The organism is Arthrobacter sp. ISL-28, from assembly GCF_018613875.1.
Classification (GTDB): Bacteria; Actinomycetota; Actinomycetes; order Actinomycetales; family Micrococcaceae; genus Arthrobacter.
Genome location: NZ_JAGGPJ010000027.1, coordinates 119,811 through 144,868 on the forward strand (window position 1 = coordinate 119,811; position 25,058 = coordinate 144,868).

Annotated in this window: 20 protein-coding genes; 14 read left to right on the plus strand and 6 right to left on the minus strand. The window is 63.4% G+C overall.

Annotated features, from left to right (window positions below):
• Positions 1-39: 39 nt before the first annotated feature.
• From J7E80_RS17455 to J7E80_RS17495, 9 genes are all read left to right on the plus strand, one after another.
• Complete coding sequence (locus tag J7E80_RS17455; protein WP_215053492.1) at positions 40-639, plus strand: acyltransferase; 600 nt, start codon at positions 40-42, stop codon at positions 637-639.
• Complete coding sequence (locus tag J7E80_RS17460; protein WP_215053493.1) at positions 636-1,727, plus strand: DegT/DnrJ/EryC1/StrS aminotransferase family protein; 1,092 nt, start codon at positions 636-638, stop codon at positions 1,725-1,727. Before J7E80_RS17455 ends, J7E80_RS17460 begins: the two co-directional genes overlap by 4 nt.
• Entirely contained in the window at positions 1,727-2,722 is a 996-nt protein-coding gene (locus J7E80_RS17465) for a Gfo/Idh/MocA family protein (RefSeq protein WP_215053494.1), read from the plus strand. Before J7E80_RS17460 ends, J7E80_RS17465 begins: the two co-directional genes overlap by 1 nt.
• Entirely contained in the window at positions 2,719-3,909 is a 1,191-nt protein-coding gene (locus J7E80_RS17470; protein ID WP_215053495.1) for a glycosyltransferase family 4 protein, read from the plus strand. The genes J7E80_RS17465 and J7E80_RS17470 overlap by 4 nt, the downstream gene beginning before the upstream one ends.
• A gap of 131 nt (positions 3,910-4,040) precedes the next feature.
• The gene (gene glf / locus J7E80_RS17475) at positions 4,041-5,225 is read left to right on the plus strand and encodes a UDP-galactopyranose mutase (RefSeq protein ID WP_215053496.1); all 1,185 of its coding nucleotides are present in this window, start codon (positions 4,041-4,043) and stop codon (positions 5,223-5,225) included.
• The gene (locus tag J7E80_RS17480) at positions 5,222-7,255 is read left to right on the plus strand and encodes a glycosyltransferase (RefSeq protein WP_215053497.1); all 2,034 of its coding nucleotides are present in this window, start codon (positions 5,222-5,224) and stop codon (positions 7,253-7,255) included. Before glf ends, J7E80_RS17480 begins: the two co-directional genes overlap by 4 nt.
• On the plus strand, positions 7,252-8,157 hold the full coding sequence (locus J7E80_RS17485) for an ABC transporter permease (protein WP_215053498.1): 906 nt from the start codon (positions 7,252-7,254) through the stop codon (positions 8,155-8,157). Before J7E80_RS17480 ends, J7E80_RS17485 begins: the two co-directional genes overlap by 4 nt.
• 3 nt (positions 8,158-8,160) lie before the next feature.
• Positions 8,161-8,889, plus strand: a complete 729-nt coding sequence (locus J7E80_RS17490; RefSeq protein WP_215053499.1) for an ABC transporter ATP-binding protein — start codon at positions 8,161-8,163, stop codon at positions 8,887-8,889.
• Positions 8,890-9,007: 118 nt separating this feature from the next.
• The gene (locus tag J7E80_RS17495) at positions 9,008-11,005 is read left to right on the plus strand and encodes a DUF6541 family protein (protein ID WP_215053500.1); all 1,998 of its coding nucleotides are present in this window, start codon (positions 9,008-9,010) and stop codon (positions 11,003-11,005) included.
• A 77-nt stretch (positions 11,006-11,082) separates the two neighbouring features.
• On the opposite strand, the gene wecB is transcribed toward J7E80_RS17495, so the two are convergent.
• Together wecB and J7E80_RS17505 are read right to left on the minus strand one after the other, a co-directional pair.
• On the minus strand, positions 11,083-12,150 hold the full coding sequence (gene wecB, locus J7E80_RS17500; protein WP_215053501.1) for a non-hydrolyzing UDP-N-acetylglucosamine 2-epimerase: 1,068 nt from the start codon (positions 12,148-12,150) through the stop codon (positions 11,083-11,085).
• Between the two features lie 54 nt (positions 12,151-12,204).
• Complete coding sequence (locus tag J7E80_RS17505; protein WP_215053502.1) at positions 12,205-13,347, minus strand: hypothetical protein; 1,143 nt, start codon at positions 13,345-13,347, stop codon at positions 12,205-12,207.
• A 111-nt stretch (positions 13,348-13,458) separates the two neighbouring features.
• On the opposite strand from J7E80_RS17505, the gene J7E80_RS17510 reads away from it, so the two are divergent.
• Genes J7E80_RS17510 through J7E80_RS17520 form a run of 3 tightly spaced genes read left to right on the plus strand, consistent with a single transcriptional unit; the run spans position 13,459 to position 15,598 of the window.
• Positions 13,459-14,124, plus strand: a complete 666-nt coding sequence (locus tag J7E80_RS17510; RefSeq protein WP_215053503.1) for a glycosyltransferase family 2 protein — start codon at positions 13,459-13,461, stop codon at positions 14,122-14,124.
• Positions 14,125-14,129: 5 nt separating this feature from the next.
• Entirely contained in the window at positions 14,130-14,597 is a 468-nt protein-coding gene (locus J7E80_RS17515; RefSeq protein ID WP_215053504.1) for a DUF2304 domain-containing protein, read from the plus strand.
• Positions 14,594-15,598: a hypothetical protein gene (locus tag J7E80_RS17520; RefSeq protein ID WP_215053505.1), complete on the plus strand. Its 1,005-nt coding sequence runs from the start codon at positions 14,594-14,596 to the stop codon at positions 15,596-15,598. The genes J7E80_RS17515 and J7E80_RS17520 overlap by 4 nt, the downstream gene beginning before the upstream one ends.
• A gap of 25 nt (positions 15,599-15,623) precedes the next feature.
• On the opposite strand, the gene J7E80_RS17525 is transcribed toward J7E80_RS17520, so the two are convergent.
• Both J7E80_RS17525 and J7E80_RS17530 read right to left on the minus strand, forming a co-directional pair.
• A complete protein-coding gene (locus J7E80_RS17525; protein ID WP_215053506.1) occupies positions 15,624-16,148 on the minus strand; it encodes a hypothetical protein in 525 nt (174 codons plus the stop codon).
• Entirely contained in the window at positions 16,141-17,481 is a 1,341-nt protein-coding gene (locus J7E80_RS17530; RefSeq protein WP_215053507.1) for a glycosyltransferase, read from the minus strand. The genes J7E80_RS17525 and J7E80_RS17530 overlap by 8 nt, the downstream gene beginning before the upstream one ends.
• A 114-nt stretch (positions 17,482-17,595) precedes the next feature.
• Here J7E80_RS17530 and J7E80_RS17535 point away from each other — a divergent pair, with 114 nt between their 5' ends.
• Entirely contained in the window at positions 17,596-18,600 is a 1,005-nt protein-coding gene (locus tag J7E80_RS17535; RefSeq protein ID WP_215053508.1) for a hypothetical protein, read from the plus strand.
• Between the two features lie 6 nt (positions 18,601-18,606).
• Here the strand turns inward: J7E80_RS17535 and J7E80_RS17540 are convergent, their stop codons facing one another.
• The gene (locus tag J7E80_RS17540) at positions 18,607-20,388 is read right to left on the minus strand and encodes an ABC transporter ATP-binding protein (RefSeq protein WP_215053509.1); all 1,782 of its coding nucleotides are present in this window, start codon (positions 20,386-20,388) and stop codon (positions 18,607-18,609) included.
• A gap of 120 nt (positions 20,389-20,508) precedes the next feature.
• Here J7E80_RS17540 and J7E80_RS17545 point away from each other — a divergent pair, with 120 nt between their 5' ends.
• Complete coding sequence (locus tag J7E80_RS17545; protein WP_215053510.1) at positions 20,509-21,501, plus strand: glycosyltransferase; 993 nt, start codon at positions 20,509-20,511, stop codon at positions 21,499-21,501.
• Between the two features lie 70 nt (positions 21,502-21,571).
• Here J7E80_RS17545 and J7E80_RS17550 read toward each other — a convergent pair whose 3' ends face one another.
• Positions 21,572-24,907, minus strand: coding sequence for a GH25 family lysozyme (locus tag J7E80_RS17550; RefSeq protein ID WP_215053511.1), 3,336 nt, complete (start codon positions 24,905-24,907; stop codon positions 21,572-21,574).
• Between the last annotated feature and the right edge of the window lie 151 nt (positions 24,908-25,058).

The window sequence follows — 25,058 nt, forward strand, 5'->3', positions numbered from 1 at the left end:
GGGCTGCTGCGGCTCAGCACGTTTGAGAGGAACCAAATTATGACGACGACCATTGCCCCGAGCGCCGATGTTTCGGATCAGGCGATCCTTGGCGAGGGTACGAAGGTCTGGCACCTGGCCCAGGTGCGCGAACAGGCGAACCTGGGTGAAAACTGCATCGTGGGACGCGGCGCCTACGTCGGCACCGGTGTACAGATCGGCGCGAACACCAAGATCCAGAATTACGCCCTCGTGTATGAGCCCGCAAAGCTCGGCAAGGGCGTGTTCATCGGACCGGCCGTCGTGCTGACCAACGATACGTATCCGCGTTCGGTCAGTCCCGACGGCTCGCTCAAGAGCGCCCACGACTGGACGCCCGTCGGCGTGACCATCGAGGACGGTGCCTCCATCGGTGCCCGGGCAGTGTGCGTGGCCCCGCTGACCGTGGGACGCTGGGCAACGGTCGCTGCCGGTGCCGTCGTGACCAAGGATGTTCCGGCGTTTGCCCTGATGGCGGGCGTTCCGGCCCGCCGGCTCGGCTGGGTCGGCAAGGCTGGAGAGCCGCTGCGGCAGGAGGGCGACTTCTGGGTCTGCCCGGCTACCGGTGCCAAGTACATTGAAGACGGAAATTCCCTGAAAGAATCTGAGGAGAACGCATGAGCTACGACTTTATTCCCGCGGCGAAGCCGATCATCGGCGACGACGAGCGGGCCGCCGTCGACGCCGTTCTGGCCACCGGCATGCTCGCCCAGGGCAAGCAGGTCGCGGAGTTCGAGAAGGAATTCTCCGACGTGCTCCTAGACGGCCGGTCCTCCGTGGCCGTGAACTCCGGCACGTCGGGTCTGCACCTGGGGCTGCTGGCATCGGGCGTGGGCCCGGGCGATGAAGTCATCGTTCCCTCCTTTACTTTCGCTGCCACCGGCAACTCGGTCGCCCTGACCGGGGCGACCCCGGTGTTTGCCGACATCGAGCTGGAGCACTACACGCTCGATGTGGAGCACGTCGCCTCGCTCATCACGGACAAGACCAAGGGCATCATGCCGGTCCACCTGTACGGCCACCCGTTCGATGTCCAGGGCTTCACCCGGCTCGCGGCCGAGCGCGGGATTGACCTGTACGAGGACGCCGCCCAGGCCCACGGGGCCAGCTTTAACGGCCAGAAGGTCGGAACGTTCGGCAAGTTCGCGATGTTCAGCCTGTACCCGACGAAGAACATGACCTCCGGCGAGGGCGGCATGGTCTCGACCCCGGACGCCACGGTCGAGCGGAACCTGCGCCTGCTGCGGAACCAGGGCATGGAGAAGCAGTACGAAAACGAACTTGTGGGCTTCAACGCCCGGATGACGGACCTGCACGCCTCCATCGGGCGCGTCCAGCTCAAGAAGGTCCTCGGCTGGACCGCACAGCGTCAGAGCAACGCGGCTTTCCTGACCGATAACCTGGAGGGCGTCGGCACCCCGACGGTCGCCGAAGGCGCCTCGCACGTCTATCACCAGTACACGATCCGCGTTTCCGAGGACCGTGACGGGCTGGCCAGGGCGCTGCGGGAAGAGTTCAACATCGGCACCGGCGTGTACTACCCGGTCCCGAACCACCGGCTGCCGTCCTTCAACCGCACCGAGGACCTGCCGAACACCGAAACCGCGGCCAGGGAAGTGCTGTCCCTGCCGGTCCACCCGTCGCTGAGCCAGGGCGATCTGGAACGCATCGTCACGGCCGTGAACAAGCTCGTTCGGGCAGGTGCCTGATGGCGAACCTGCGCGCCGGTCTCATCGGCCTGGGCATGATGGGCCGCCACCACGCCCGGGTCCTGCGGGAGCTCGACGGCGTTGACCTGGTGGCCGTTGCCGATTCCTTCGGCGATCCCCATGGGGTCGCGGGCCAGCTGGGCCTGCTGTCCTCGGTCGAGGAGCTGATCGCGGCCGGGATCGACATGGCGGTCGTGGCCGTGCCGACCGGCCTGCATGAGGAGGTGGGCCTGGCGCTGGCCGCGGCCGGCGTCCACACCCTGGTGGAAAAGCCCATCGCCTCCAGCACTGAAGCCGGCCAGCGGCTGGTCGATGCGTTCTCGTCCAACGGCCTGGTCGGGGCCGTGGGCCACATCGAGCGGTTCAACCCGGCGCTGCAGTCGCTGCGCCGGCGGATCGAGGCCGGCGAACTCGGGGAGGTTTACCAGATCGCCACCCGCCGCCAGGGCCCGTTCCCGGCCCGGATCGCCGATGTGGGCGTGGTCAAGGACCTGGGCACCCATGATATCGACCTGACGGCGTGGCTGGCCCAGAGCCGGTTCCAGTCGATCTTTGCCCACATCACCACGCGCAGCGGCCGTCCCCACGAGGACATGGTCGCGGCCACCGGACACCTCGAAAACGGCGTCATCACCAACCACCTGGTCAACTGGCTCTCTCCCATGAAGGAACGGCTGACGATCGTGACCGGTGAAAAGGGCGCCTTCGTCGCCGACACCATCACCGCGGACCTGACGTTCTTCGAAAACGGCACCGTTGCCACCGAATGGGAATCCATGGCCGCCTTCCGGGGCGTGTCAGAGGGCAACGTGACCCGGCTCGCGATCGCCAAACCCGAACCGCTGCGCACCGAACACGAGGCATTCCGTGACGCCGTTCTCGGCCTCCGCAGCGACGTCGTCACCATGCAGGAAGGCCTCGACACGCTCCGGGTCGCCGAAGCCGTACTGGAATCAGCAGCCAGCCGGCAGATCGTGGAGATCGCCGGTTCGTGAGTGATAAAAGGCCCTTGCGGGTCACCGTGGCGTCACGCCTTTTCACGCCTGAGGTAGGCGCAGCGTCCTTCCGGCTGCAGGCCCTCGTGGACGGCCTGGCGGCAAACGGTGCAGAAGTGAGCATCGTTACCACCAGGCCGCCCAAGGGATCGCCGCATTTCAATCCGCCTTACAGGCTTTCCCGCTGGCCGGTGCTGCGCGACGCTGGCGGCAACGTCCGCGGCTATGTGCAGTACATGAGTTTCGACATTCCAGCCTTCTTCCGGCTGCTGTTCGCCAAGGCTGACATCGTCGTATCCGAGCCGCCTCCCACTACCGGAGTTGTGGTTGCCCTGAGTTCAGCCCTCCGGCGCCGGCCTTTCGTGTACTACGCCGCCGATATCTGGACCGAAGCACTGTCAGCTACCAACGTGCCGGGCCCTGTGATCCGCGTGATGAGGGCCGCTGAGGGCTTTGCGCTGCGGCGGGCCGCGAAGGTGATTGCCATTTCGGAAGCGGTGGCAGAAAAGGTGCGTGAGTTCGGCGTTCCGGCGGAGAGGGTCGCTGTCGTCGGGAACGGCATCGACACGTCGGTTTTTGGCCCGTCGGGCCATACAGCCGTGTCAGAGGGTCCCTACTTCGTCTACACCGGGACCATGTCGGAGTGGCAGGGAGCCGATATCTTCATCCGGGCCTTGCCTATTGTGCGGGCCAAGCACCCGTCCGCCAGTATCCGGTTTTTCGGACAGGGCGCCGACGAGCCCCATCTTAGGGAACTTGCGGCAAGAATCGTCCCCGGTGGCGTCCACTTCGGTGGCGTTGTTCCGCCGGCAGACGCCGCGCACTGGATCCGCGGAGCCTCGGCGGCGCTCGTCAGCATCAAGCCTGACCAGGGCTACGACTTTGCCAAACCGACCAAGATTTATGCGGCCGCCGGATGCGGGACGCCCGTGGTCTTCGCGGGAACAGGGGAGGGTGCAGCCCTCGTGGCGGATAACAGGCTGGGCGAAGCATCACGCTACGACGTGGACAGTGTGGCCGGTGCCATGAGCCGCATCCTCGCTGCTCAGGAATCCGGCGAGGACGACGGCGGCCGGTTGGCCCGCGCTGACTGGGTTCAGCAGAACGCGTCGCTGGCGACCTCGGGCCAGCTCGCCGCGCAGGAAGTGCTTGCAGCTGTCCGGCCCACCAACAAATTGCCGGCCTGAATGCGGCCCTTCCTGCTCGTCGGGTCGGGCACAGTACAGGCTATGGAATGCAGGACAATTTTTAACTTCGGGTAGTCTAGACCCGGCACAGAGGGCTGTCTAACCCTGCCACCAAAAAACACAGGAGAGTTGTGAACGCTGATCTCGTCGTAGTCGGTTCGGGTTTTTTTGGCCTGACAATCGCGGAACGCGCCGCCACCGAGCTTGGGCTTAAGGTTGCAGTCCTGGACCGCCGCCACCATATTGGCGGCAACGCATACAGCGAAAATGAAGTCAAGACCGGCATCGAAGTCCACCGGTACGGTGCCCACCTCTTCCACACCTCCAACGAGCGCGTTTGGGAGTACGTGAACCGCTTCACCGCCTTCACGAACTACCAGCACAAGGTCTACACCAACCACAGGGGCGAGGTGTACCAGATGCCCATCAACCTCGGAACGATCAATCAGTTTTTCCGGTCTGCCATGGGACCGGCTGAAGCCCGGGCGCTCATCCAGGAACAGGCAGGGGAGCTTGCAGGAACGGATCCCCAGAACCTGAACGACAAAGGCATCCAGCTGATCGGACGCCCGCTGTATGAGGCGTTCATCAAGTACTACACGGGAAAGCAGTGGCAGACCGACCCCAAGGACCTGCCTGCGGAGATCATTTCCAGGCTTCCGGTCCGCTACAACTACGACAACCGCTACTTCAATGACAAGCACGAAGGCCTTCCGCTGGACGGTTATACGGCTTGGATTGAGCGAATGGCCGACCACCCGAACATCGAGGTCCACCTCAATACAGACTTCTTCGACGACGGCGAATTCGGCCGGGCGTCGGTGCGCGGCCAGGTTCCGGTCATTTACACGGGGCCGGTCGACCGATACTTCAACTATGCCGAAGGCGACCTGTCCTGGCGCACCATCGACCTGGAGGAAGAGGTCCTGCCGATCGAGGACTTCCAGGGCTGCGCCGTGATGAACTATCCGGACGAGGACGTCTCTTACACGCGGATCCATGAATTCCGGCACTTCCATCCGGAACGCGACTACACAAAGGATGCCACGGTAATCATGCGGGAATTCTCCCGCTTTGCTGAGAAAGGCGACGAGCCGTACTACCCGGTGAACACCGCCGTCGACCGTGCCAAGCTGATCGCCTACCGCGATCTGGCCCGCGACGAGGATTCGGTGCTATTCGGCGGGCGGCTCGGGACGTACAAATACCTTGACATGCACATGGCAATCGGATCAGCCCTGAGCATGTTCGACAACAAGATCAAGCCGCATTTCAGCGGCGGTGCGAAGCTGGAAAGTGGAGGAGTAGACGCATGAGCGTAGCGACAGAATTCCGGCAGGGAGCCGAAACTGCCATTGAGGATACCGTCTGGAAGACGGTTCACCGTGTGGTTTTTCCGGTCGACGGCGACACGGACACCCTTCCGCTGTACGTTGACTTTGATGCCGCGCGCCGGGTCGTGGACACAACAGACGCGGGCGCCAAACGCGCCGCCACGGCAACCTCGCAGCTGGTCTCCCAGCGAAGTGAGCTCCGGTCGGACTTCGTCCTGGACCGCCGCCGGCTGTCCCTGCCGTCACACCGACGGGTCTCCTTTGGCACCTACTTCAACGCTTTCCCGGCCAGCTATTGGCGGTCCCACACGGACGTGCAGCAGGTCCGCCTGAGCATTGAAGTGGATGCAGAGGCAACGGTCATTGTCTATAAGTCCAGCCCCCGCGGCAGTTCGAACCGCGTCCAAAGCATCCACCTGAGGGAAGGCACCACTGCAACGTGTGACCTCTCGCTGATGAGCTTTGCTGACGGCGGCTGGTACTGGTTCGACCTCGTGGCCCACGGAAAAGACGTGACGCTGAACCGCGCCGACTGGTCGGTTCCCGAGCCCAAGGACTTCACCCCTGGCTCGCTTTCCATTGCGGTCACCACGTTTAACCGCCCGGATTACTGCGTCAAGCACCTGCGCACCTTTGCCGAGTCCGATGAACTGCTTGCGGTGATGGACCGGCTCATCGTTACAGACCAGGGGAACCAGAAGGTCAGGGACGAGGCAGGCTTCGACGAAGCCGCCGCAGTGCTCGGTGACAAATTCAAGCTCATCGAACAGGGAAACCTGGGCGGTTCGGGCGGTTTTGCGCGCGGAATGCATGAAGCCGTCCAGGGCGGCCAGAGCAAGTACGTCATGCTGCTTGACGACGACGTCGTGGTCGAGACTGAGGGCGTGCTTCGGGCGGTCAACTTCGCCGACTTCACCCGCAGTGCCACCATTGTGGGTGGCCACATGTTCAACCTCTTCGAGCGGTCCGTAATCCACAACTTCGGTGAGAGGATCAACGAATACCGCTTCCAGTACGAACCGATCGGCGAGGGACAGATCGCCCACGACTTCGCCGCCAGCAACCTTCGCACCACCCCCTGGATGCACCGGCGGATCGATGTCGACTACAACGGCTGGTGGATGTGCCTGATTCCGACATCGATCATCAAGGAGATCGGGCTTGCCCTGCCGGTCTTCATCAAGTGGGACGACGTCGAATACGGCGTCCGCGCCAAAGCCAATGGTTACACGACCGTGAGCCTTCCCGGGGCGGCAGTGTGGCACATGCCGTGGACTGAGAAGGACGACACGATTGACTGGCAGGCCTACTATCACCAGCGGAACCGGTGGGTAGCCGCCCTGCTGTACTCACAGTATGAAAAGGGGGGCCGGCTGCCGATCGAAAGCTTCCTCCAGGACGTCCGCCACCTGCTCTCGCTGCAGTATTCAGCGGTGGAACTTCGCAACCGCGCCCTCAAGGACCTGCTCGACGGTCCTTCGCATCTGCACCGGACCATTGGCGGAAAGCTCCCCGAAATCCGCCAGATCCGGGCGGGCTTCCCTGACGCCCAGGTCACCAAGGACATCACCGAATTTCCCCCGGTGAAGAGAGTTCACCTGCCAAAATTCGGCAGGGTCCCGTCGCGTCCCAAGAACATCGTGCAGACGCTGTCCAGCGCGCTCTCCGGTGCTGTGCGCCAGCTGCGCCCCGTGGAACCTGCGACGACGCGCAATCCTGAGGCTGTCGTGCCGGCGGCAGATGCCCGCTGGTGGCGACTGTCCCACCTGGATTCGGCACTTGTCTCTGCCTCTGATGGGACCGGCGCTTCGTGGTACCGCAGGGACAACGTCCGCTTCCGCAAGCAGTTGCTGCGCAGCCTAACCCTCCACGCGCGGGTGCTTGCACGCTGGGATGAGCTCTCAGCTGCCTATAAGGGCGAGCTTAGCCAATTCACGTCTCCAAACGCTTGGCGCAAGACCTTCGAGTCCATGTCGGAACGCGAACCTGAACAGCAGAAGCCCAATCAGTGACGAACGGACGTACTTCCCCGACTCACCAGGACGCTGCCCGCGTCCTGGTGACTCCCGGAACCGGTAACGGGCTCGCAGATGTCTTCCGGTCGCGGTTCCTTCTGAAACTCCTGGTGCGCAAGGAACTTAGGATCCGATACCGCGGGTCAGTCCTCGGGCTGCTCTGGACCTACGTGAAGCCCGGAGTGCAGTTCGTTGCCTTCTACATTGCACTGGGCGTTTTCCTGGGGCTTGAACAGAGCCCGACGAACCGGGGCGGATTGCCCAACTACGCCGTGTACCTGTTCTCGGGAATAATCCTGGTGAACTTCTTCACGGAGTCCCTGAGCACGGCGACGCGCTCGATCGTCAACAACAGCGGCTTGATCAACAAGATCTACCTGCCGCGGGAACTGTTTCCCGTGTCCTCGGTGTGGGTCTCGGCGGTGCATTTCTTTCCGCAGCTGTTTGTCCTTGTCGTGGCGTGCGTGTTCACCGGCTGGCGGCCCGGCCCGCTGGAGGCGGTGACCGCCGTCGCCGGTTTCCTCATCATCGCGCTGCTCGCCACCGGGCTGGGTCTGTTCTTCGGGGCAGTCAACGTTTACTTCCGTGACTCAGAAAACCTGGTCGACCTCATCCTGCTGATCGCAACCTGGATAGCGCCGGTGCTTTATTCCTGGCGCATGGTTCAGGACAAGGCAGGGGAGTTCTGGTTTTCGGTCTACCAGCTCAACCCCCTTGCGGTGGCGGTGGAAGCCTTCCATCATGCGTTCTGGCTCCCCACAACTGCCGGGGCAGAGGGAAGCCCGCCCAACCTGCTCACGGTGTGGATTCCCGTGGGGCTAATCGTCTCGCTTGCCATTCTCATCCTCGGCCAGTGGACTTTCCGGCGGCTTGAGGGCCGCTTCGCACAGGAGCTGTGAGCCTTGACCACCGCTATTGAAATTCGCAACATCAACAAGCAATTCGTCCTGCGGCACACCCGCTCGCTCAAAGAAGCCCTCGTGTGGCTCCTGCGGGGCCGCAAGGGTGACCTGGTGAAGAAGTTCCATGCCCTCCGCGACCTGTCCATCGACGTCGAACATGGTGAGACTGTCGCACTGCTGGGGCTTAACGGCTCCGGGAAGTCAACGCTCCTGAAACACATCTCGGGAGTCATGCGTCCTGATTCCGGCACTGTCCGCACCGGCGGCAAGGTGGCAGGGCTGATTGAAGTAGGAGCCGGTTTCCATCCCGACCTTTCAGGGCGGGACAATGTCTTCCTCAATGGAGCAATCCTCGGAATGACAGAGGAGCAGATCAAGGAGAAATTCGACTCCATCGTTGAATTTGCCGAAATCGGTGAGTTCATAGATACCGAGGTCAAGTTCTATTCTTCAGGAATGTATCTGCGGCTGGCATTTTCCGTTGCCGTCCACACGGACCCGGATGTTTTTCTCGTCGATGAAATCTTGGCCGTCGGGGATGAGCCGTTCCAAAAGAAGTGCCTTGCGAAAATCAAGGAACTGGCAGAGGCGGGAAAGACCCTGATCGTCGTGAGCCACGACCTGGATCTGGTATCCCATGTGTGCGAACGCGGGGTGCTGCTCGAGCACGGACGCGTGGTCATGGACGGACCGGTGGATGACGTGATCAGCAGGCTGCGCAACCGCTAGCGCATTGGCGGACCGCCGGCCTGCTCAATATTTATGCCCTGTTCCGCGGGAACCGGGCACGCTCAGCTGTGCTGCAGTCGGCGGCTGATACACCTGGAAGTGACTAATTGGAGGAAATGTGTCCTGGCTCGAGACCTTGCCAGCTTTGCTTGCCGCGTTGGCAGTCGTGCTCCTGCCGGGTGCGGCCTTGGCTTGGGCCCTGGGGTTTAGGCGGACCAGCCTCTTCGGCTTGGCCCCGCTGCTTTCCCTGACCCTTGCAGGTGTCGGGGCCGTGGCGGCGGGGTGGCTCAAGGTGCCTTGGGGTCCCGGAGTGGTACTGGTGGTTACCCTGCTCGTATCCGCCGGCGCCTGGTTCCTGACGCGCTGGCGGACGCCCGCCGAAACGCCATTGCCGGAGCGCTGGACAGTCGCGGCCACCGCCATCGCCGGCGCCGGTCTCGGCGCCCTGATTATTGGCCGGCGCATCACCCAGCTGGTCGGTGCGCCCGACAACATCTCGCAGCGCTATGACAACGTCTTCCATCTCAACGCCGTCCGCTACGTCCTGGACACCGAAAACGCCTCCTCGCTGGACCTCGGCCGGATGGGAGGCGGCGGAGGCGGACGCTCCTCAATCTATCCGGCCGTCTGGCATTCCCTGTGCGCCCTGGTCACGCAACTGACGGGGGCTGAGGTTGCGGTCTCGGTCAACGTGGTGAACATCGTGGCAGGGGCTGTCATCTGGCCCATTTCCATTGTCTTCCTGACCCGGGTGGTCCTTGGCCCCCGACTCATCGCGCTGTTGGCGGCCGGCGTGGTCTCCGCAGGTTTCATGGCCTTCCCTTATCTCCTGCTCGTTTGGGGACCCCTGTTCCCGAACCTGCTGTCGGCCAGCGTCCTTCCGGCAGTCATCGCCACGGTAGTCCTGGTGTGCCGGAGCGCCCCATCCCTTGATGAACCGCGACTGCGCTCATGGCTCGCGCTGTTGCTCGGCTTGCCTGGCCTGGCGTTGTCCCACATGAGTTCGGTGAACGCGCTCATCGCGTTCACCGCACCGATATTGCTGTGGAAACTGGCAGCCCACCTGAGGGGGCTGGCGCAGCGCCGGGCACCGATGGCCCAGTACGCCGTCCCCGTGCTCTCTACCTTGGCTGCGGCAGCCGTGGCCGCAGTCATCTGGCAGGCAGTGCGGCCCGGATTCTACGGCCGCTGGAAACCGCATCAGACGGTGGCCGGTGCTGTCGGCGAAGTCATAGGCAACGCACCCATGGGAACGAACGTGGCGGTGCTGATCTCGGTGCTTGCCGTCATGGGACTGGTCGCCATCGTACGGCGGCCACAGCACCTGTGGCTCGTGGGTTGCTACTTCATGGCAGGCTTCCTGTACGTGGTGGGTGCCGGCTTCGGCTCCGGCTGGGCCAGGGAGTTTTTCACCGGCACCTGGTACCAGGACACGAATAGGCTGGCCGCCTACCTTCCGATCTTTGCGACAGTCCTGGCCGCCCTTGGGGCCAGCGCCGGAGTTGACGCCGCCAGGACGTGGTTTGCTGCGTCGGATGGACGGCTGAGGACATTCCTGCAGGGCAGGCTCCCCGCCATTCAGGTCTCCCGCGGGCTGCGCCTGCAGGACCTGGCTGGGGGGCTTGTGGTGTGTACAGTCCTTGTGTTGCTGACCCAGATGGGAACCGTCCGGAACTACATCGTGGACAGCAAGATCTTCTACGTGCGCGACACCAAGGATTCGATCCTGTCGTCCGACGAGTACAAACTCCTTGACCGGCTCGCCACGGAGGTCCCGAAGGACGCCGTCATCGCTGTGAACCCCTGGAACGGGGGATCCCTGGCATATGCCTTCGCGGACCGCCAGGTGCTTGAGTTCCATCAGACCCAGCGCATGAACAACGACATGCGGATCGTCGCCCAGGATCTGGCAGAAGCTGACCGAAGTCCCCAGGTATGCGATGCCGTGCGGAGGCTGAAGGTGTCCTACGCCTTGGACTTCGGAAACCAGTACTTGCTGAACCATCCGTCCAGCCTGAGGTACCCAGGCCTGCAGGACCTGGAGACCTCAAAGGCAGTTGAGCTTGTTGACCAGGAAGGTGAAGCGAAGCTCTTCAAGGTCACGGCCTGCACCTAGGCCGCCCCACGGGCATTAAAAGACCTCGGGAGCAGTCCGCTGTAATGCGGGCTCGCTCCGGAGGTCTTTTTGCGTGCCTAGTCCGTGCCGAATGCCTCGATCAGCGCCGCAACCGTGCGCTCAGCCGCCTTGCCGTCGCCATAGGGGGTTGCCTCCGTTGCAGCCGGCATAGGACGCCTGACAGCATCGGCGAGGACGCTCAGGTCCCTGCTGACGAGGACGTTCCAGCCCAGTTCGACCGTCTCCACCCATTCGGTTTCCGGCCGGATGGTGGTGCACGGCGTGCGGAGCAGGAAGGCCTCCTTCTGCAGTCCGCCGGAGTCGGTAATGACGCCGGCGCTGTTCCGGACAGCCTGCACCAGCTGCGGATAGGCCAACGGCGAAGCTACCCGCAGCGCACCCTGATCAAGATCAAGTCCATGCTGCGCTGCCAGGTTGACGAGCCGCGGATGGGCCAGCAGGAATACCGGCTTCCCCAGGCTGCCCAGGGACCGGAGGATGGCGGCCAGGCGCTCCGGCGAATCTGTATTGTCTGGCCGGTGGATGGTGCAGACGTAGTACTCGCCCGGTGCTGCGTCAACGGGCAGAGGCTCGTTGCCGGCGTCGAGCATGTCCCGGACTTTGAAGAGAACGTCCGTCATGACGTCACCCACCAATACGGTTCGCTCCGCGAGGCCTTCCGTCGCCAAGTGCTTGACCGCCACCTCCGTCGGCGCCAGCAAAAGATCGGCACTGTGGTCCGTCAGGACGCGGTTGTGCTCTTCCGGCATCCGCCGGTTGAACGACCGAAGCCCTGCCTCCAGATGTGCAACAGGGATGTGCATCTTGATGGCCGCAATCGCCGCGGCGAGGGTGGAATTCGTGTCGCCGTAGACGAGGACACAGTCAGGAGCGGACTTCTCGAGGATCTCCTCGAGGCCGTGCAGCATGGCCCCGGTCTGGGCGCCGTGCTTCCCGGAGCCGACGCCGAGATTGAAGTCGGGAGCAGGAATGCCGAGGTCACGGAAGAAAACGTCGCTCATGAGCTCGTCATAATGCTGCCCCGTGTGGGCGATCAGGTGTTCTGCCCGGCCCTTCATCGCGGAAGCGATGGGTGCGAGTTTGACGAATTGGGGGCGCGCGCCAACGACGCTGAGAATACGCATGAAAACGACTTTACCGTTCCGCTTGGAGGGGCCGACAATCGGGGCTATTCATGGTCACGCCTGCGGGAGCAACCGCCGCAGGATTTCCCGTTCCGTATCTTCATCGACCTTCGAGCTCAGTTCCAAGGCGGAGGCGTGGGCGTTGGCCTTGCTGGTGGTGATCCTGTTCCTGTCGAGCTGTTTGAGCGTCCTGGCGAGCGATTCCGGTGAGAAGTCTTCGGTGACCGCGCCCAGGTCATAGCGCTCAATCAGCCGGGAGGTCTCGGGTGAGGGACTGAAAACGATTGCCAGACGGGCCTGGACGAAGTCGAAGAACTTGTTCGGCAGCATCAGCGCGTGGTTCCGCGTTTGCGGCGGAAGGCTGAAGATCCCGACGTCGTACGCGTTGAGTACGCTGGGCAGTTCCGCAGGGCTGACGGGCGGATGGAAGGTGACCTTGTTCGGGCCGGAGGCGAGGGATTCGAGGACCCGGAGGTATGTCCCTCCGTCCCGCGCGGGAACGAGGTAGAAGTCCAGGCTGTATCCGGGGCCGAGCATGCCAACGGCCTGGATCATTCCTTCCAGGTTCCTTCCCGGCACTGCGGCTCCGCTGTGGACGAGCCGGATCGTGTCAGGGGATTCAGCGCTGGGACGGAGTTCCTCGAACGCCCGTGCATTCCGGACCGTCGCGGTGGTGCACCCGAATTCCTGTTCATAAAGGCGGGCAATGGAGTCGTTGACCACGGTCACGGCCTGCGTCCGGGGCAGGTACTTGGCGCAGACATACGTCATGAACGGCTTGATCAACAGCCGCCAGGACAGGACGTGGACCCGCTCCTCGGGTGCCCACTCGTGCATGTCGCCCCAGACAGGTGCCCCGCCGGCCACATGGTGGGCCAGGGGAAGCGCACGGGCTTCGTTGGCGACGACGAGATCGAAGGTACGACCGGCGACAAGGTCCGCAGCCGCGCGCACGGCCGGTGCTTTGAGCTCAAGGTGTTTGTAGGACCGCACCGCAAGAAGCGCCACCCCGGCCAGCGTCTGGGGCAGGGACGGGAGCGCGGAGTCTATCCGGAGGTGTTCGGCTGCGGCATCCGGTTTGTCACCGTAACCGAGGGTGGTTACGTCGCCGAACTCAGCCAGGACGTCGAGTTGCCGGAGCACCCGCGCATCGGCCTTGATATCGGAAAACGAAATGCAGAGGATTCTTGGGCGCATTGTTCAATTCTACGGGTGGGCCGGCATGCGGCTTTGCCTCAGCGGCCGTCGCAGCGCCGTCCGGCAGGCCCGGCTTCGAATCCTGCATGCCTGTTATGCGATACTTGCGTAGTGAGTCGTACTTGGATTGTCATCCCTCTGTTCAACGAGGCCCCTGTCATCGGCTCCGTCATCAAAGACCTTTTGCCGGAGTTTCCACATGTCGTGTGCGTTGATGACGGAAGCACTGACACCTCGGCCCAGGCCGCCCGCGCAGCGGGCGCTGTGGTGGTGCAGCATCCGGTGAACCTCGGCCAGGGAGCAGCACTCCAGACCGGTTTCGAGTACGTGCTCCAGGACCCCGAGATGTCCTGCGTGGTGACCTTCGACGCCGACGGCCAGCACCGCGTGAGCGACGCCGCAGCCATGGTGGCCAGGATCCAAAGCGGAGAAGCCGACGTCGTCCTCGGCTCCCGGTTCCTCGACTCGCGCACACGCATCGGTCCGGTCAAGAGAATGGTGCTGCGCACTGCCGCGGTGCAGTCCCGCTGGAGTACCGGCATGCCGCTCACGGATGCCCACAACGGTCTCCGGGCTTTCAACCGTCACGTGGTTTCGAACATCCACCTCACACAGAACAGGATGGCCCACGCCTCAGAGCTGATTCAGATCCTTGCTGCTCTGAAGCCGAGATGGACTGAGCACCCGGTGGAGATCATCTACACCCAGTATTCGAAGTCGAAGGGCCAGTCACTTCTCAATTCCGTCAACATTCTGGCGGACCTGCTTTTTAGGTAGACCCCATGATCATCATCGTTCAAGTAGTCCTGGTTCTTGTCGTTATTTTCTTCTCGCTCATGCTCGTGCGGGGAGGATCAAACGCGAAGCATATGGCCGTGCGCCGCATCATGGTGATGCTCTTCGCCATTTCAGCGGTCCTGTCCATTTTCTTTCCGACGCTTCTTAGCCAGTTGGCCCGCCTCGTAGGCGTCGGCAGAGGCACCGACCTCATGCTGTATGCCTTCATCGTCTCCTTCCTCGTGTACATGTCTACAACGCATCAGCGCTTCCGGCAGACTGAGACCACGCTGACCAAGCTCTCCCGGCGGATCGCCCTGGATGAGGCGGAACGCCCATGGGAGAGCATGCCCGCAGTCCCAGGGTCCGGCGTCTCCGCGCCCGCAGTCCCAGGGTCCGCAGTCCCAGGGGCCGGAGTGTCAGGTCAGACGTCCAAGGAGACGGTGGCCTCCCACCCCGGACAGGGACTGTGAGGCAGGACAGGAAGGATCTACGCGTCCTCCATGTCAATGACTGTGCCTTCTATGCCCATCGAGTCCTGGAGGACGCCCGGAAACGGGGCTTGCCGTGGGGCTTCTATCCAAGGGCCGTAGCGGATTCCAGCCGTGCAGGTCTTGCCGGCAAACTGGACTATGCCCGGCAGGGCCTTGCATGGCTGGCGGGCCTCGCCAGCCGCTCGCTCCGAGTGGACCTGCTGCACATCCACTCGGGCAGCATGCTGCACCACACCCGGTTCGTTCCGAAGAAATATGTCCTGACGCTGCACGGGACGGACATCCGCACCCTTCAGTACGACCCACGCTGGCAAAAGTCCATCCAGCAGGGTGTCAGGGGTGCAGCAGCGGTGATGTACACCACGCCCGATCTGCGGGAGCATGTCGCTGGGCTCCGCGCAGACGCGATTTACCTGCCAGTGCCCATCACCACCGGCAGCCTGCCTGCCAGGCAGGTGGATGCTTCCCGCAGCCCGCGGATATTTTTTGTTTCCCGCTGGGATGATTCCAAGGGAGCGGCCGAGCAGCTGGACACCGCCCGCGAACTCGTCCGGCTCAGCCGGGGCCGGTACGAGGTGCTGGGACTGGACTGGGGGCCGTACGCCCTCAAAGCAGCGGAATCCGGCGTCACCCTCGTCCCGAAGATGAGCCATCAGGGGTTCCTGGAATTCCTCGGCGGGTGCTCGCTGGCGGTCGGCCAGTCCTCAGGGCTGTTGGGCTCCAGCGAGCTGGAAGCCTTGGGCATGGGTGTTCCGCTGTATATGCCGTTGGTGCCCGGCCTTTATCCGAATAATCCGCCGGTAGGGTGGGGCGGGCCTACGGACCCCGCCGGGCTGGCCGAGTGCATCACCACCGAGCTCTTCGACGGCTCTGATCTGGAGCAGCGGGCATCAGTAGGTGTGGACTGGATTGAAAAGCACCACTCCACCGCGGCCACCGTGGACAAGCTGTTGGCAATCTACGGGCAGGCGCTTCGGTAGTTCGACTCACCTGCCCGAAGCCACTTCAGGCGGCCGGCTGGGTGTGTCGAAATCTCGCTGCGAAGACCTTTTCCGCTGCCTGCAGGCCGAAGTAGGCTTCCGCAACTTTCCCGGCACGGAGCGTCTGCCAGGCCGTCCGAACGGCCGGCAGGTCGGCAGCCAGCAGGACATCCGCTGAAGCAAGAATTGCCATGGCCGCGGGATCGGCCTGTACTGCCCGCCAGAACACCCGTGACGGATCGGTGGGGCCGAGGGACAGCAGGAGCCGGCCCAACGGCGATTTGCTCAACACAGCTTCAATCCGTGTCAACGGCAGGGCCGCCAGGACGCGGTCCAGCAGGGGAGTGCGGGACGGTGACACTGCATGTGCCGCCGATATCTCCGGTCCTCCGGAGGCGGGAAGCAGCGAGAGCAGCGAGACACGGACATCCCGTCCGCTTGCCCGGCTTAGCGCGCTGTGCGGTGACGCCTCACCGAGGGCAGAACGGAACAGCTGCTCCGGCACGGAACGCGAGCCGACGACAATGACGACGTTCAAGGGTTCATCCACGGTTGGCCTCCGCCACTAGTTCTGTCAGATGCCCGATGCGGGGCTGCAATTGCTTGTCCCTGGAAAGGTGGTCCGCCCACGCCTGGTTCCTCGCGTAGTCGCCAGGGGTCATGACGGCCGCGCGCTGAGCCGCCTTGAGGATTGTCTCTGAGATGCTTTCGGGCAAGAGATCCGGAACGGGGAACCAGTCCTGGTGGCCGGTGAGGATGGAAGTGCAGGCCGTCTCCGGATGGTGCAGGGAGGCGATGGGAAGTCCGCTCGCTGCGTATTCGAAGACTTTTCCGCTGGTCACGTACTTGCTCCGGCCCAGAATGAGCATAAGGGCGTCGAAGCTCTTGTACTTGTCGGCTACGGCCGTTTTGCTGACGGGGCCCTCATAGCTCACACCGTCGCCGGCATATTCCTTCAGGAGAGCCAGGATGGCTGGGTCGGGCTCGGCGTAGTGACCGAGCCTGCCGTGGATCTCGAACCGGGAATTGCGCACAAGCTCGGAACGGCTGCGGGCGATCCTCCAGCCCTCAAGGGACTCCCGCAGTGGCATTGGCCCGTAAATGGTCCCGAGATAGCCAAACACGAGACCATCAGCGGGGGACCGGGTCGGTTTGGAGATGCCGGCGAAGGCTTGGGCGAAGTCCGCATCAAAAGCGTTCGCCACCACACGGAATCGCTCCGATCCCTCCGGATAGTTTTCGGCGTGCCAGTCACGGATCGGGGCGTTCACGAACCAGACTTCGGCAGCCGAGCCGAGCAGCTTCTTCTCCAGCCTCGCTGACCGGCTGAACCGGGAGCCGACGAATGTATCGGTATAGACATTGAGGTGCCAGGTGTCGCGGTAGTCCATGACGTACGGCACGCCGGCAGTCTTGTGCAGGTGCCAGCCGGGAACGAAATCGACGTTCGGGTTTGCCGTGCCGATCACCAGGTCGACTGGATCGCTCTTGTGGATTCGGTCCGTTTCCTTGAGCAAAGCGTGCTTCCAGCCTCCGTAGACAGGCTCCGGGAAGGCGAGGCGGTCTGACTTTGCACGGGCGAACGACCAAAGGAGGTTTGACGCTATCCTCATCCGTGACCATTTGGCGAGGTCGGGCTCGCCACGCACCCAGCTGAACGGCGCCCGAACAATGTCGAGGCGCGGATCCACCTTGAGCTCCAGCTCAATGTCCGTGCCGGTCTGATACTCGAACACTTCCCGGGTGGCAGTCAGAACCGTCACCTTCCAACCTGCCTCAACGAAGGCGTTGGCTGTGGCCAGAGCGCGGTACACACCGGCCCCCCTCGAGGGAGGGAACCCCCAAGCGACGTACAACAGGTGGGGGCGCTTCGGTGAACTCACTAAATTCCTTCCGGTGTTCTGACCGTATTACTGTACCGTCCCGCCTCTGTGACCCTGCAATGACGCTGTAAAGCCGGCCCGGTGGGGGCCGCACGTGTCTGCTAGGTTCGAACCATGGCGAGAAACGACGGGAATCCGCGGGTAGTTCATCTTTTTGATTGTGCAGATGTAGGAGCCACACTGGTCCGGGCCGCCCGGGCCCAAGGGCAGCCGTGGAGCTACTTGCCGGCCAGGGACACCGCATACGACGGCGTCGATCTGCAGGGACGGGCCAACAGGCTGCGGGGCGTTGCCGGCTGGACTGCCCGGCGCTGGGCGCTGACGTTGCCGGCCGACCTGCTCCACATCCACTTTGGTACCCGGGTGGACATCGCGACACGCTGGCCTCGGCGCAGCTTTGTGGTCCACCTCCACGGCACCGATATCAGGGAGTTCTACCAGGATCCGCGGCAGCGGGCGAAAATCCAGTGGGGCGCCGATAATGCCCAGGCGGTTTTCTATGCCACCCCGGACCTGGCGGAGTACGCACTGCCCGCCCGCTCCGACGCCCGCTACCTGCCCAATCCGGTGGACGTTGCGGAACTGCCCGGCTGGCAGCCGGCACCGGAACCCCGCATTGTTTTTGCCTCCCGCTGGGGAGCAGCCAAGGGCGGAACCGAGCAGCTTGAACTGGCCTCGCAGCTGGCACGGGCGGTGCAGGGGACCGGCATCCGGCTGCAGGGGCTGGACTGGGGCGAGAACGCCGCAAAGGCTGCGGAGCTCGGCGTCGAACTCGTTCCCGTGATGAGTAAAACCGCTTACCTGCAGTGGCTGGCGAAGGCCCATACCGTCGTCGGGCAGTCCACCGGTTTGCTGGGCATGAGCGAACTTCAGGCGCTGGCTATTGGTGTCCCGACGGCATCTAATGTGCGTCCGGGACTCTACCCCGGCGCCGTACCAGTGGTGGGAAGGGGTTCTTTGGAGGAGCAGGTTGATTCCATTGTGGCCGCTGCGAAGGATGCCCGGGCGGTTTCGGCAACATTGGGGGCTCGAGCCTGGATTGCAGAGCACCACGACCCGGACAAGATCGTTCAGGAGTTGGCCGCAGTCTATTCCTCGCTCCCAGCAGGAAGGCCCTAGCAGGGACTAGCTGAGGCCTGCCAGTGCGGCCTGGACAGCGAAGTCCGGAACGCTCTCCACGACTTCGTCGAATGAGCCTTGGGCGACCACCCGGCCGTCACGCATGAAGAAGACGATGTCTGCGTCGCGGATGGTGGACAGGCGGTGGGCTACGGTAATGACCGTCACTTCACCGTGCAGTTCGCGGATGGCTTTCGTTACGGCTGCTTCCGTGCTCGTGTCCAGTGCGCTGGTTGCCTCATCCATCACCAGGACATTGGGCTCGTTGTAGAGGGCCCGGGCGATGCCAAGCCGCTGGCGCTGGCCGCCGGAGAGGGCAAGGCCGCGTTCTGCAATCATGGCATCGATGCCGCCCTCACGGCCCAGAACTGTGTCAAGAAGCTGGGCCCGGCGCAAAGCGGCCGTCACCTTGTCCGGATCGACGTTGGCAGGGTTCCACGTCAGCGCCACGTTCTGGCCCACGGTCGCGTCAAAGAGGGAAACTTCCTGGGGAACGTAGCCAATCCGCTTCCGCCAGTCGTCAAGCACGAAGTCCATGTTCTGGCCGGCGACCTCGATATACCCGTCACTGGGTTCCAGCAGACCCAGAAGAATGTCCACCAGAGTGGATTTGCCCGCACCGGAGGAACCGACCAGCGCTACATGGGTTCCGGCGGGAATCGTCATATTCACGCCGCTGAGTGCAGGCTGTTCCGCGTTCGGGTAGCTGAAGGAGACGTCGTGAAGCACGATGTCCGTTTTGCCGGGGCCAAGCTCACGCTGCGGCCGTTCGGCTGCTTTCGTGGCGAGGAACTCTTCGCCGCTCTTGATGTCGCGCATCACCTGGTGTGCAAACGAGGCGCTCGAGTTCGCCTGGGACTGGACGGCCTGAAGCCTGGTCAGCGACGGGACCAGGCGGAAGCCTGCAACGGCAAATAGCCCGATGGCGCTTACAGCTCCGGCCGGTCCGCCGTTAGCCAGCCCGACGCCGCCCACTAGTGCAAAGCCAACGATCAAGGCAGCTTCAAGAACGTAGCGCGGCACCTGCGCCAGGAAGATTGATTGGGCGCGGGCAGCGGAACTGCGCGTTCGCGTCACGTTGACCTGCTCCTGCACATCGCCGGCCCGGCCCGCAAGGGTCAGCTCCTTCAGCGCGTTCATGGCCTCCGTCAGCATCGTGACGGTACGGCCAGACCACTTCCGGTTCTCCCGGCCGGCGTTGACGGACTTGGGGGAAATGACACGCGCCAGAAGGAAAGCGATAAGACCCAGATAGGACAGAGTCACGATGGCGATCAGTGGCTCCGCGACGAAAAGCACGACGATGACGGCCAACAGTGTGCCAAACTCGCCGAACAGCGTCATGGCCGGGATCAGGACGCCGGACACCGTGATGCCAACGCCGACGTCGACCATGCGGATGAGCTCGCTGGAGTTTTTCTTGAGGCGGTTTTCCCAAGGGGAGGCAAGGTAAGCGGCAAACAGCCGGTTGCCGATGGCGACTTCGTGCTGGGCGAAGCGGCGGGTGGCGACGCGCAGCAGGAGGACGGCCAGGGCGCCCTTGAGAACGATGAGGGTGCAGACCCCGACGAGGATGGGCAGCACATGCTCGGAGACATCTCCGAAGAGGGGAAGCGTCACCCGCTTGTTGGCTACGAGCGACGGCAGCAGCAAGGCGATCATTCCCAGGGCGACCATGTCCAGGACCGCCAAACATGCACTGGCTATGCCATAGCTGAGCAGGAACCGCCTGCTCCCGGCAGGCAGGGTCGATAGCAAGGGCCGCAGTACTGCAAATAGATTTTTCATACAAGGATCAGATTACTTGAGAATGCTACGGCGCCACGTATCGGGTAAGCGAGGGCAGCTCTGATGGGCCCGGGGCAGCGGCCGCGTCGACGGCAGGCTGGCAATGTTAGGCTAGCCCCCGTGGCGAAAACAAATGAAGAACCATCTGTTGTTCATTTCTTCGATTGTGCGGACGTCGGGAAGACGTTAGTTGCATACGGGAAACGGGCGGGTTATCGGTGGTGGCACCGTCCGGCTTTATCGCCCGGCTTGGGGGGTGTCGTCCCGAAAGGACCCCTACAGCGCACTGCTGCGGTAACGTCGTGGCGGATCCGCCGGACGATTGAGGCGCTGCGTGCCGATCTTATGCACGTGCACTTCGGTACTCGAGGCGGGGTAGCGAATAGCCGACCGGTGATCCCTTTTGTCATGCACTGGCACGGCACCGACATTAGGACGACCTATCAGACGCCCGAGGGCCGCCCCGGTATTCAATGGGGTGCCGACCACGCCGCGGCCGTCGTCTATTCGACTCCCGATCTGCGGCAGCACGCAGAACCTGTTCGCCCTGACGCCATTTATCTGCCGAACCCGGTGGACTGGATGGAACTGCCGGCATGGAAACCGTCGGGCCCGCCCCGTGTGCTCTTTGCTTCCCGTTGGGAGGATGCCAAAGGCGGCGCTGAACAACTCAAAATTGCTGCTGCGATCAAGGACGTCACTAACGGGCAAGTGATTCTTGAGGGCCTGGACTGGGGTAACCGGGCAGACGAGGCGCGGTCGCTGGGAATCAACCTGATTCCTACGATGGCGAAGCCCGCGTATCTCCGGTGGCTGTCAGGCGCTCACTGCGTGGTAGGCCAGTCTGCTGGAATCTTGGCGATGAGCGAACTGCAGGCTCTCGCGATGGGGATACCGGTAGTAATGAATGTTGGCGATGATTACTATAAAAATCCCCCTGTACTGTCAGGCGGCAGCCCCGAAGATCTCGCCGCCCATGTATTGCATACATTGGAGGATCCGCTTGCCCTTTCCGCACAGGTAAAGGGAAGGGAATGGGTGGAGCAGTACCACGGTCCAGACGTAGCAGTTGAAGCGATGGCCGCCATATATCGGCGGGTAATGGAAAAATGATCCGCCGCACGCGGCTTCGTCCCAGCCAGCTGCGTCCCGCCGACCGGATCCACCTGTCACGGTAGATCAGCTAGTACGAGATGGGGTGGCCCTCGATAGTTTCCCCGCCGGATACCGCGGTGCCCCAGGATCCGCCGGTGATCGGATAGTAGCGGACCTGCCCTGAGCTCAGGACTCCCAAGATTCCCTTGCTTCCGGTGCCGGCGTAACCGGTCTTGCCGGAGAAGTGCGGCACTGATCCCCAACCGGAGCCGACCACCTTTCTGACTTCGGACAGGAAAGTTCCGGCGCCACCGGAGCGGAAGAGCCGCATGTACCCGGCGATGTTTGCCGCAAGCAGGTCCTGGTTGCCGTCCGAGTCAAAGTCGGTCATGGCAATCCGTAGACCGTTCCAGCCGGTGCCGATCCTGCGTGCAGCCGCCAAGGCCGTGCCGCTGGGGTTTGCCCAGTAGTAGAGATTCCCCGCCGTGTCCGTGCCCACGAAACCCGGATGCCGGGAGCCGCGTTCCCAGCGCCCTGTAATGAAAGTGATTCCCGCCCAGCCGGCGCCGGCAGGAGTGACGGTCCGGGTGAAGCCGCCGGTGTCGGAGCCGAGGTAAACCTTTACCGCGCCGGAGGTCCATTGCCCCACGACGTCGGAAATCCCGTCGGCGTCCCAGTCCGCCACATGGAGACTCTTGAGTCCCGTCCAGCCGGTTCCGATCTGGTACCGGTTACCCAGACCGACCGCGCCGGTCGCCGGATAGTTCCAGAGGCGCCCCGCCGCATCTGCTGTTACGACGTCGGCTGGTCCGCTGAGGGGCGCGGTGCGCGTGATCGTGGCGCTGCCGGCGATGAGTAAGCCTTTCCAGCCTGCGGAGATTTTCTGCCCCGCCCCGAATGTCATCCGGTTGACGGGGTAGTGGATGAGCTCCCCGGCAAGGTTGCGTGCCATCAGTCCGGTGGCTTCGGCTGAGGTGAACCCGGTGTGCGCGCTGACGCTGGTAAACGCGGCCCACCCCTTCGCGATTACGGGACGTGCCTCGACGATGAACGCGCCGGCCCCCGTGGAGCGGTAAACCGAGAACTGGCCGACGTAGTCTATGACGCCGATGTCCTGGTTGCCGTCGCCGTCGTAGTCCGCCATGACGGGCTTCATCCGCACAAACCCGGTACCGACGGTCCGGGCGGCGTCCAGCCCGCCTGAAGCCAGAGCGCCCTGGTAGGTCAGTATGCCATCGGGATGCCTGGCGATGATGCCCGGGTAGGCCGACGACCGGATCCACCGGCCGACCGTGATCTCGCTGCCCGCCCAGCCGGACTCTGCCAGCGTGACGGGAGGCGCGAAACCGCCGTCCGGCAAACCGGCATAGACGTCGAGGCCACCGTCATTCCACTGGACGAGCAGGTCGTGCACCTTGTCGGCTGTCCAGTCAGTGACGTGGACGGACTTCGCATCCGTGAACCCGGTTCCGATCCTGGTGGGTGGGCCAAGCGAGCCGTTCGCGGCTGCCTGACGGTTCAGGTTTCCAGCTGTGTCGACGGTGACGAGATCGGATGCTGACTGGATGGACGGGGTTGCTTCAGCAGGAGGGGGAGTCGGCTGGGCTGGAATGAGGTTGATGTCTTCGCCGCCGGCGATGAGGTATCCGTTCCAGCCGTTTCCGACGTCGAATGCCTGCCCCCAGGAACCCGTACCCGTGAGGGGGTAGTGCCGCAAGCTCCCGTCGGCGGAGCGTGCCATCAGGCCCACGGAACGGTATCCGGTGTAGCCGTTGGAGACGCTGATGCTGGTCATGGCGTTCCAGCCGTTGCCTACGGTCTCGCGGGATTCGCTGATGAAGCCGCCGGTGCCGTTTGAGCGGAACAGCTTCAGGGCTCCGCCAGCATCCTGTGCGAGGAGGTCCTGGTGTCCGTCGCCGTCGAAATCGACCATGGTCAGATTGAGGTTCGCCCAGCCCTGGCCGATCTGACTGTTGCCGCCAAGGCCTGCTCCGGAGTTGTTGGACCAGAGGCGCAGGATGCCGGCGGAATCTCGGGTCAGGATCTGCGGGTAGCGGCTGCCGGTGATCCAATGGCCGATGCTCAGCTGGTAGCCGTCCCAGCCAGCCGAGGCGAGGACCGGACCGGTGGCGAAACCGCCTCCGGGTAGCCCTAGATAGACGTTCACCTTCCCCGATTTCCATTGGGCGACGACGTCGAGGACGTTGTCCGAGTTCCAGTCCACCGCGTCCACTGACCGGAGTCCGGTCCACCCCTGACCGATCTGGCGGCGGCTTGCCAGCGTTCCGTTCCCTGTGGCCGGGTATCTCCAGAGGACGCCCGTGCCGTCAACTGCGACGACGTCGGCTTCGGACGGTATTGACGGTGTGGGGACCGTGGCGTCAGCGACGGAGGCAAAGCGCCGGAGGGAAGCGAAATCGCCATTCCAGATATTGGAGTCGCCCGCGAAGGGTCCGGTGCTGCTGTACTGCCAGAAACTATAGTTGCTCCACCCTGGCGGCAAGGCGCCGGGGGACGTAGTCGGAGAGGAGGGATAGGACGCGATCCAGAGCGGATACTTTCCGAAGCCGGCGGAACTTCCGGTACAGCGTTTCCACCAGTCTGTGGTGGAGTAAATCACGGGGTACCGTCCGGTCAGCGACCGTACAGTATTGCCAAATTCGGCGATCCACGCCACCATTTTGGCGCCGGCCATGTTGTAGCAGGTGTCGCCGAAATAGAAGCCGTCAATGGTCCGGGCGGCGTAGGGGTTGTATTCGATATCCAGCACAGGGGGAAGCGTGGAGCCGTCGGCCGTCCAGGCCCCGCCGTTGGCGACGAAATAGCGTGCCTGGTCCGCCCCGGAGGACCAGTTCGGGATCGCGAAGTGGTAGGAACCGCGGATCATGCCGACATTCCGGGACCCGTCGTACTGCTGCGAGAACCGTTCATTCAGGTAATAGTTGCCCTCGCTGGCTTTAACATAGGCGAAGCGCGAACCTTGGTTCCACTGCCCCTGCCAGTCCACCGTTCCCTGGTGGGCGCTGACATCCTGGCCGGCGACACCGAAAGAGGGGCGCCAGTGGGCCGGATCGTATGCTTCCGTCGTCATCCGTGCCGATGCATCTTCGGTCTGCGCACGGTATGGTGCGGCTGAGCGTTCGCCCGCGGTCTTCTGGGGGTAGGCTTCTCCCATGGCGGCGCCGCCGGCGGGAATAGCCTTGCGCATCGCAGCCTTCATGGCGTCCGACGTGCCAGGCCCGCTGCTGTCAGGGGACTCCCGGACGACCTGCGCCCCGGGTACAACCTGGACGGAGCCAGCTGATGCGGCTGCGGGATCCGCTACTAATGCGAGGCTGATAACCGCGGCGCAGAGGTAGCTCCAGCGCCTGGGCGGATGCTTCTCGGCGGCTGCCGCTCCGCGTGGTCGTCGGGGAAGGTCCATGGAAACTCCTGAACCAAAGAGGACCCGGCATATGCGGCCCCCGGTTCGCGTATCGTGACTCAGTTTGCGGTTGCTGCTGCTTAGCAGCGGCAACCGTCAAGGATGCTCCCACGGTACCACTCGTGGTGCTGGAGTGGTCAACGGTCTTGAT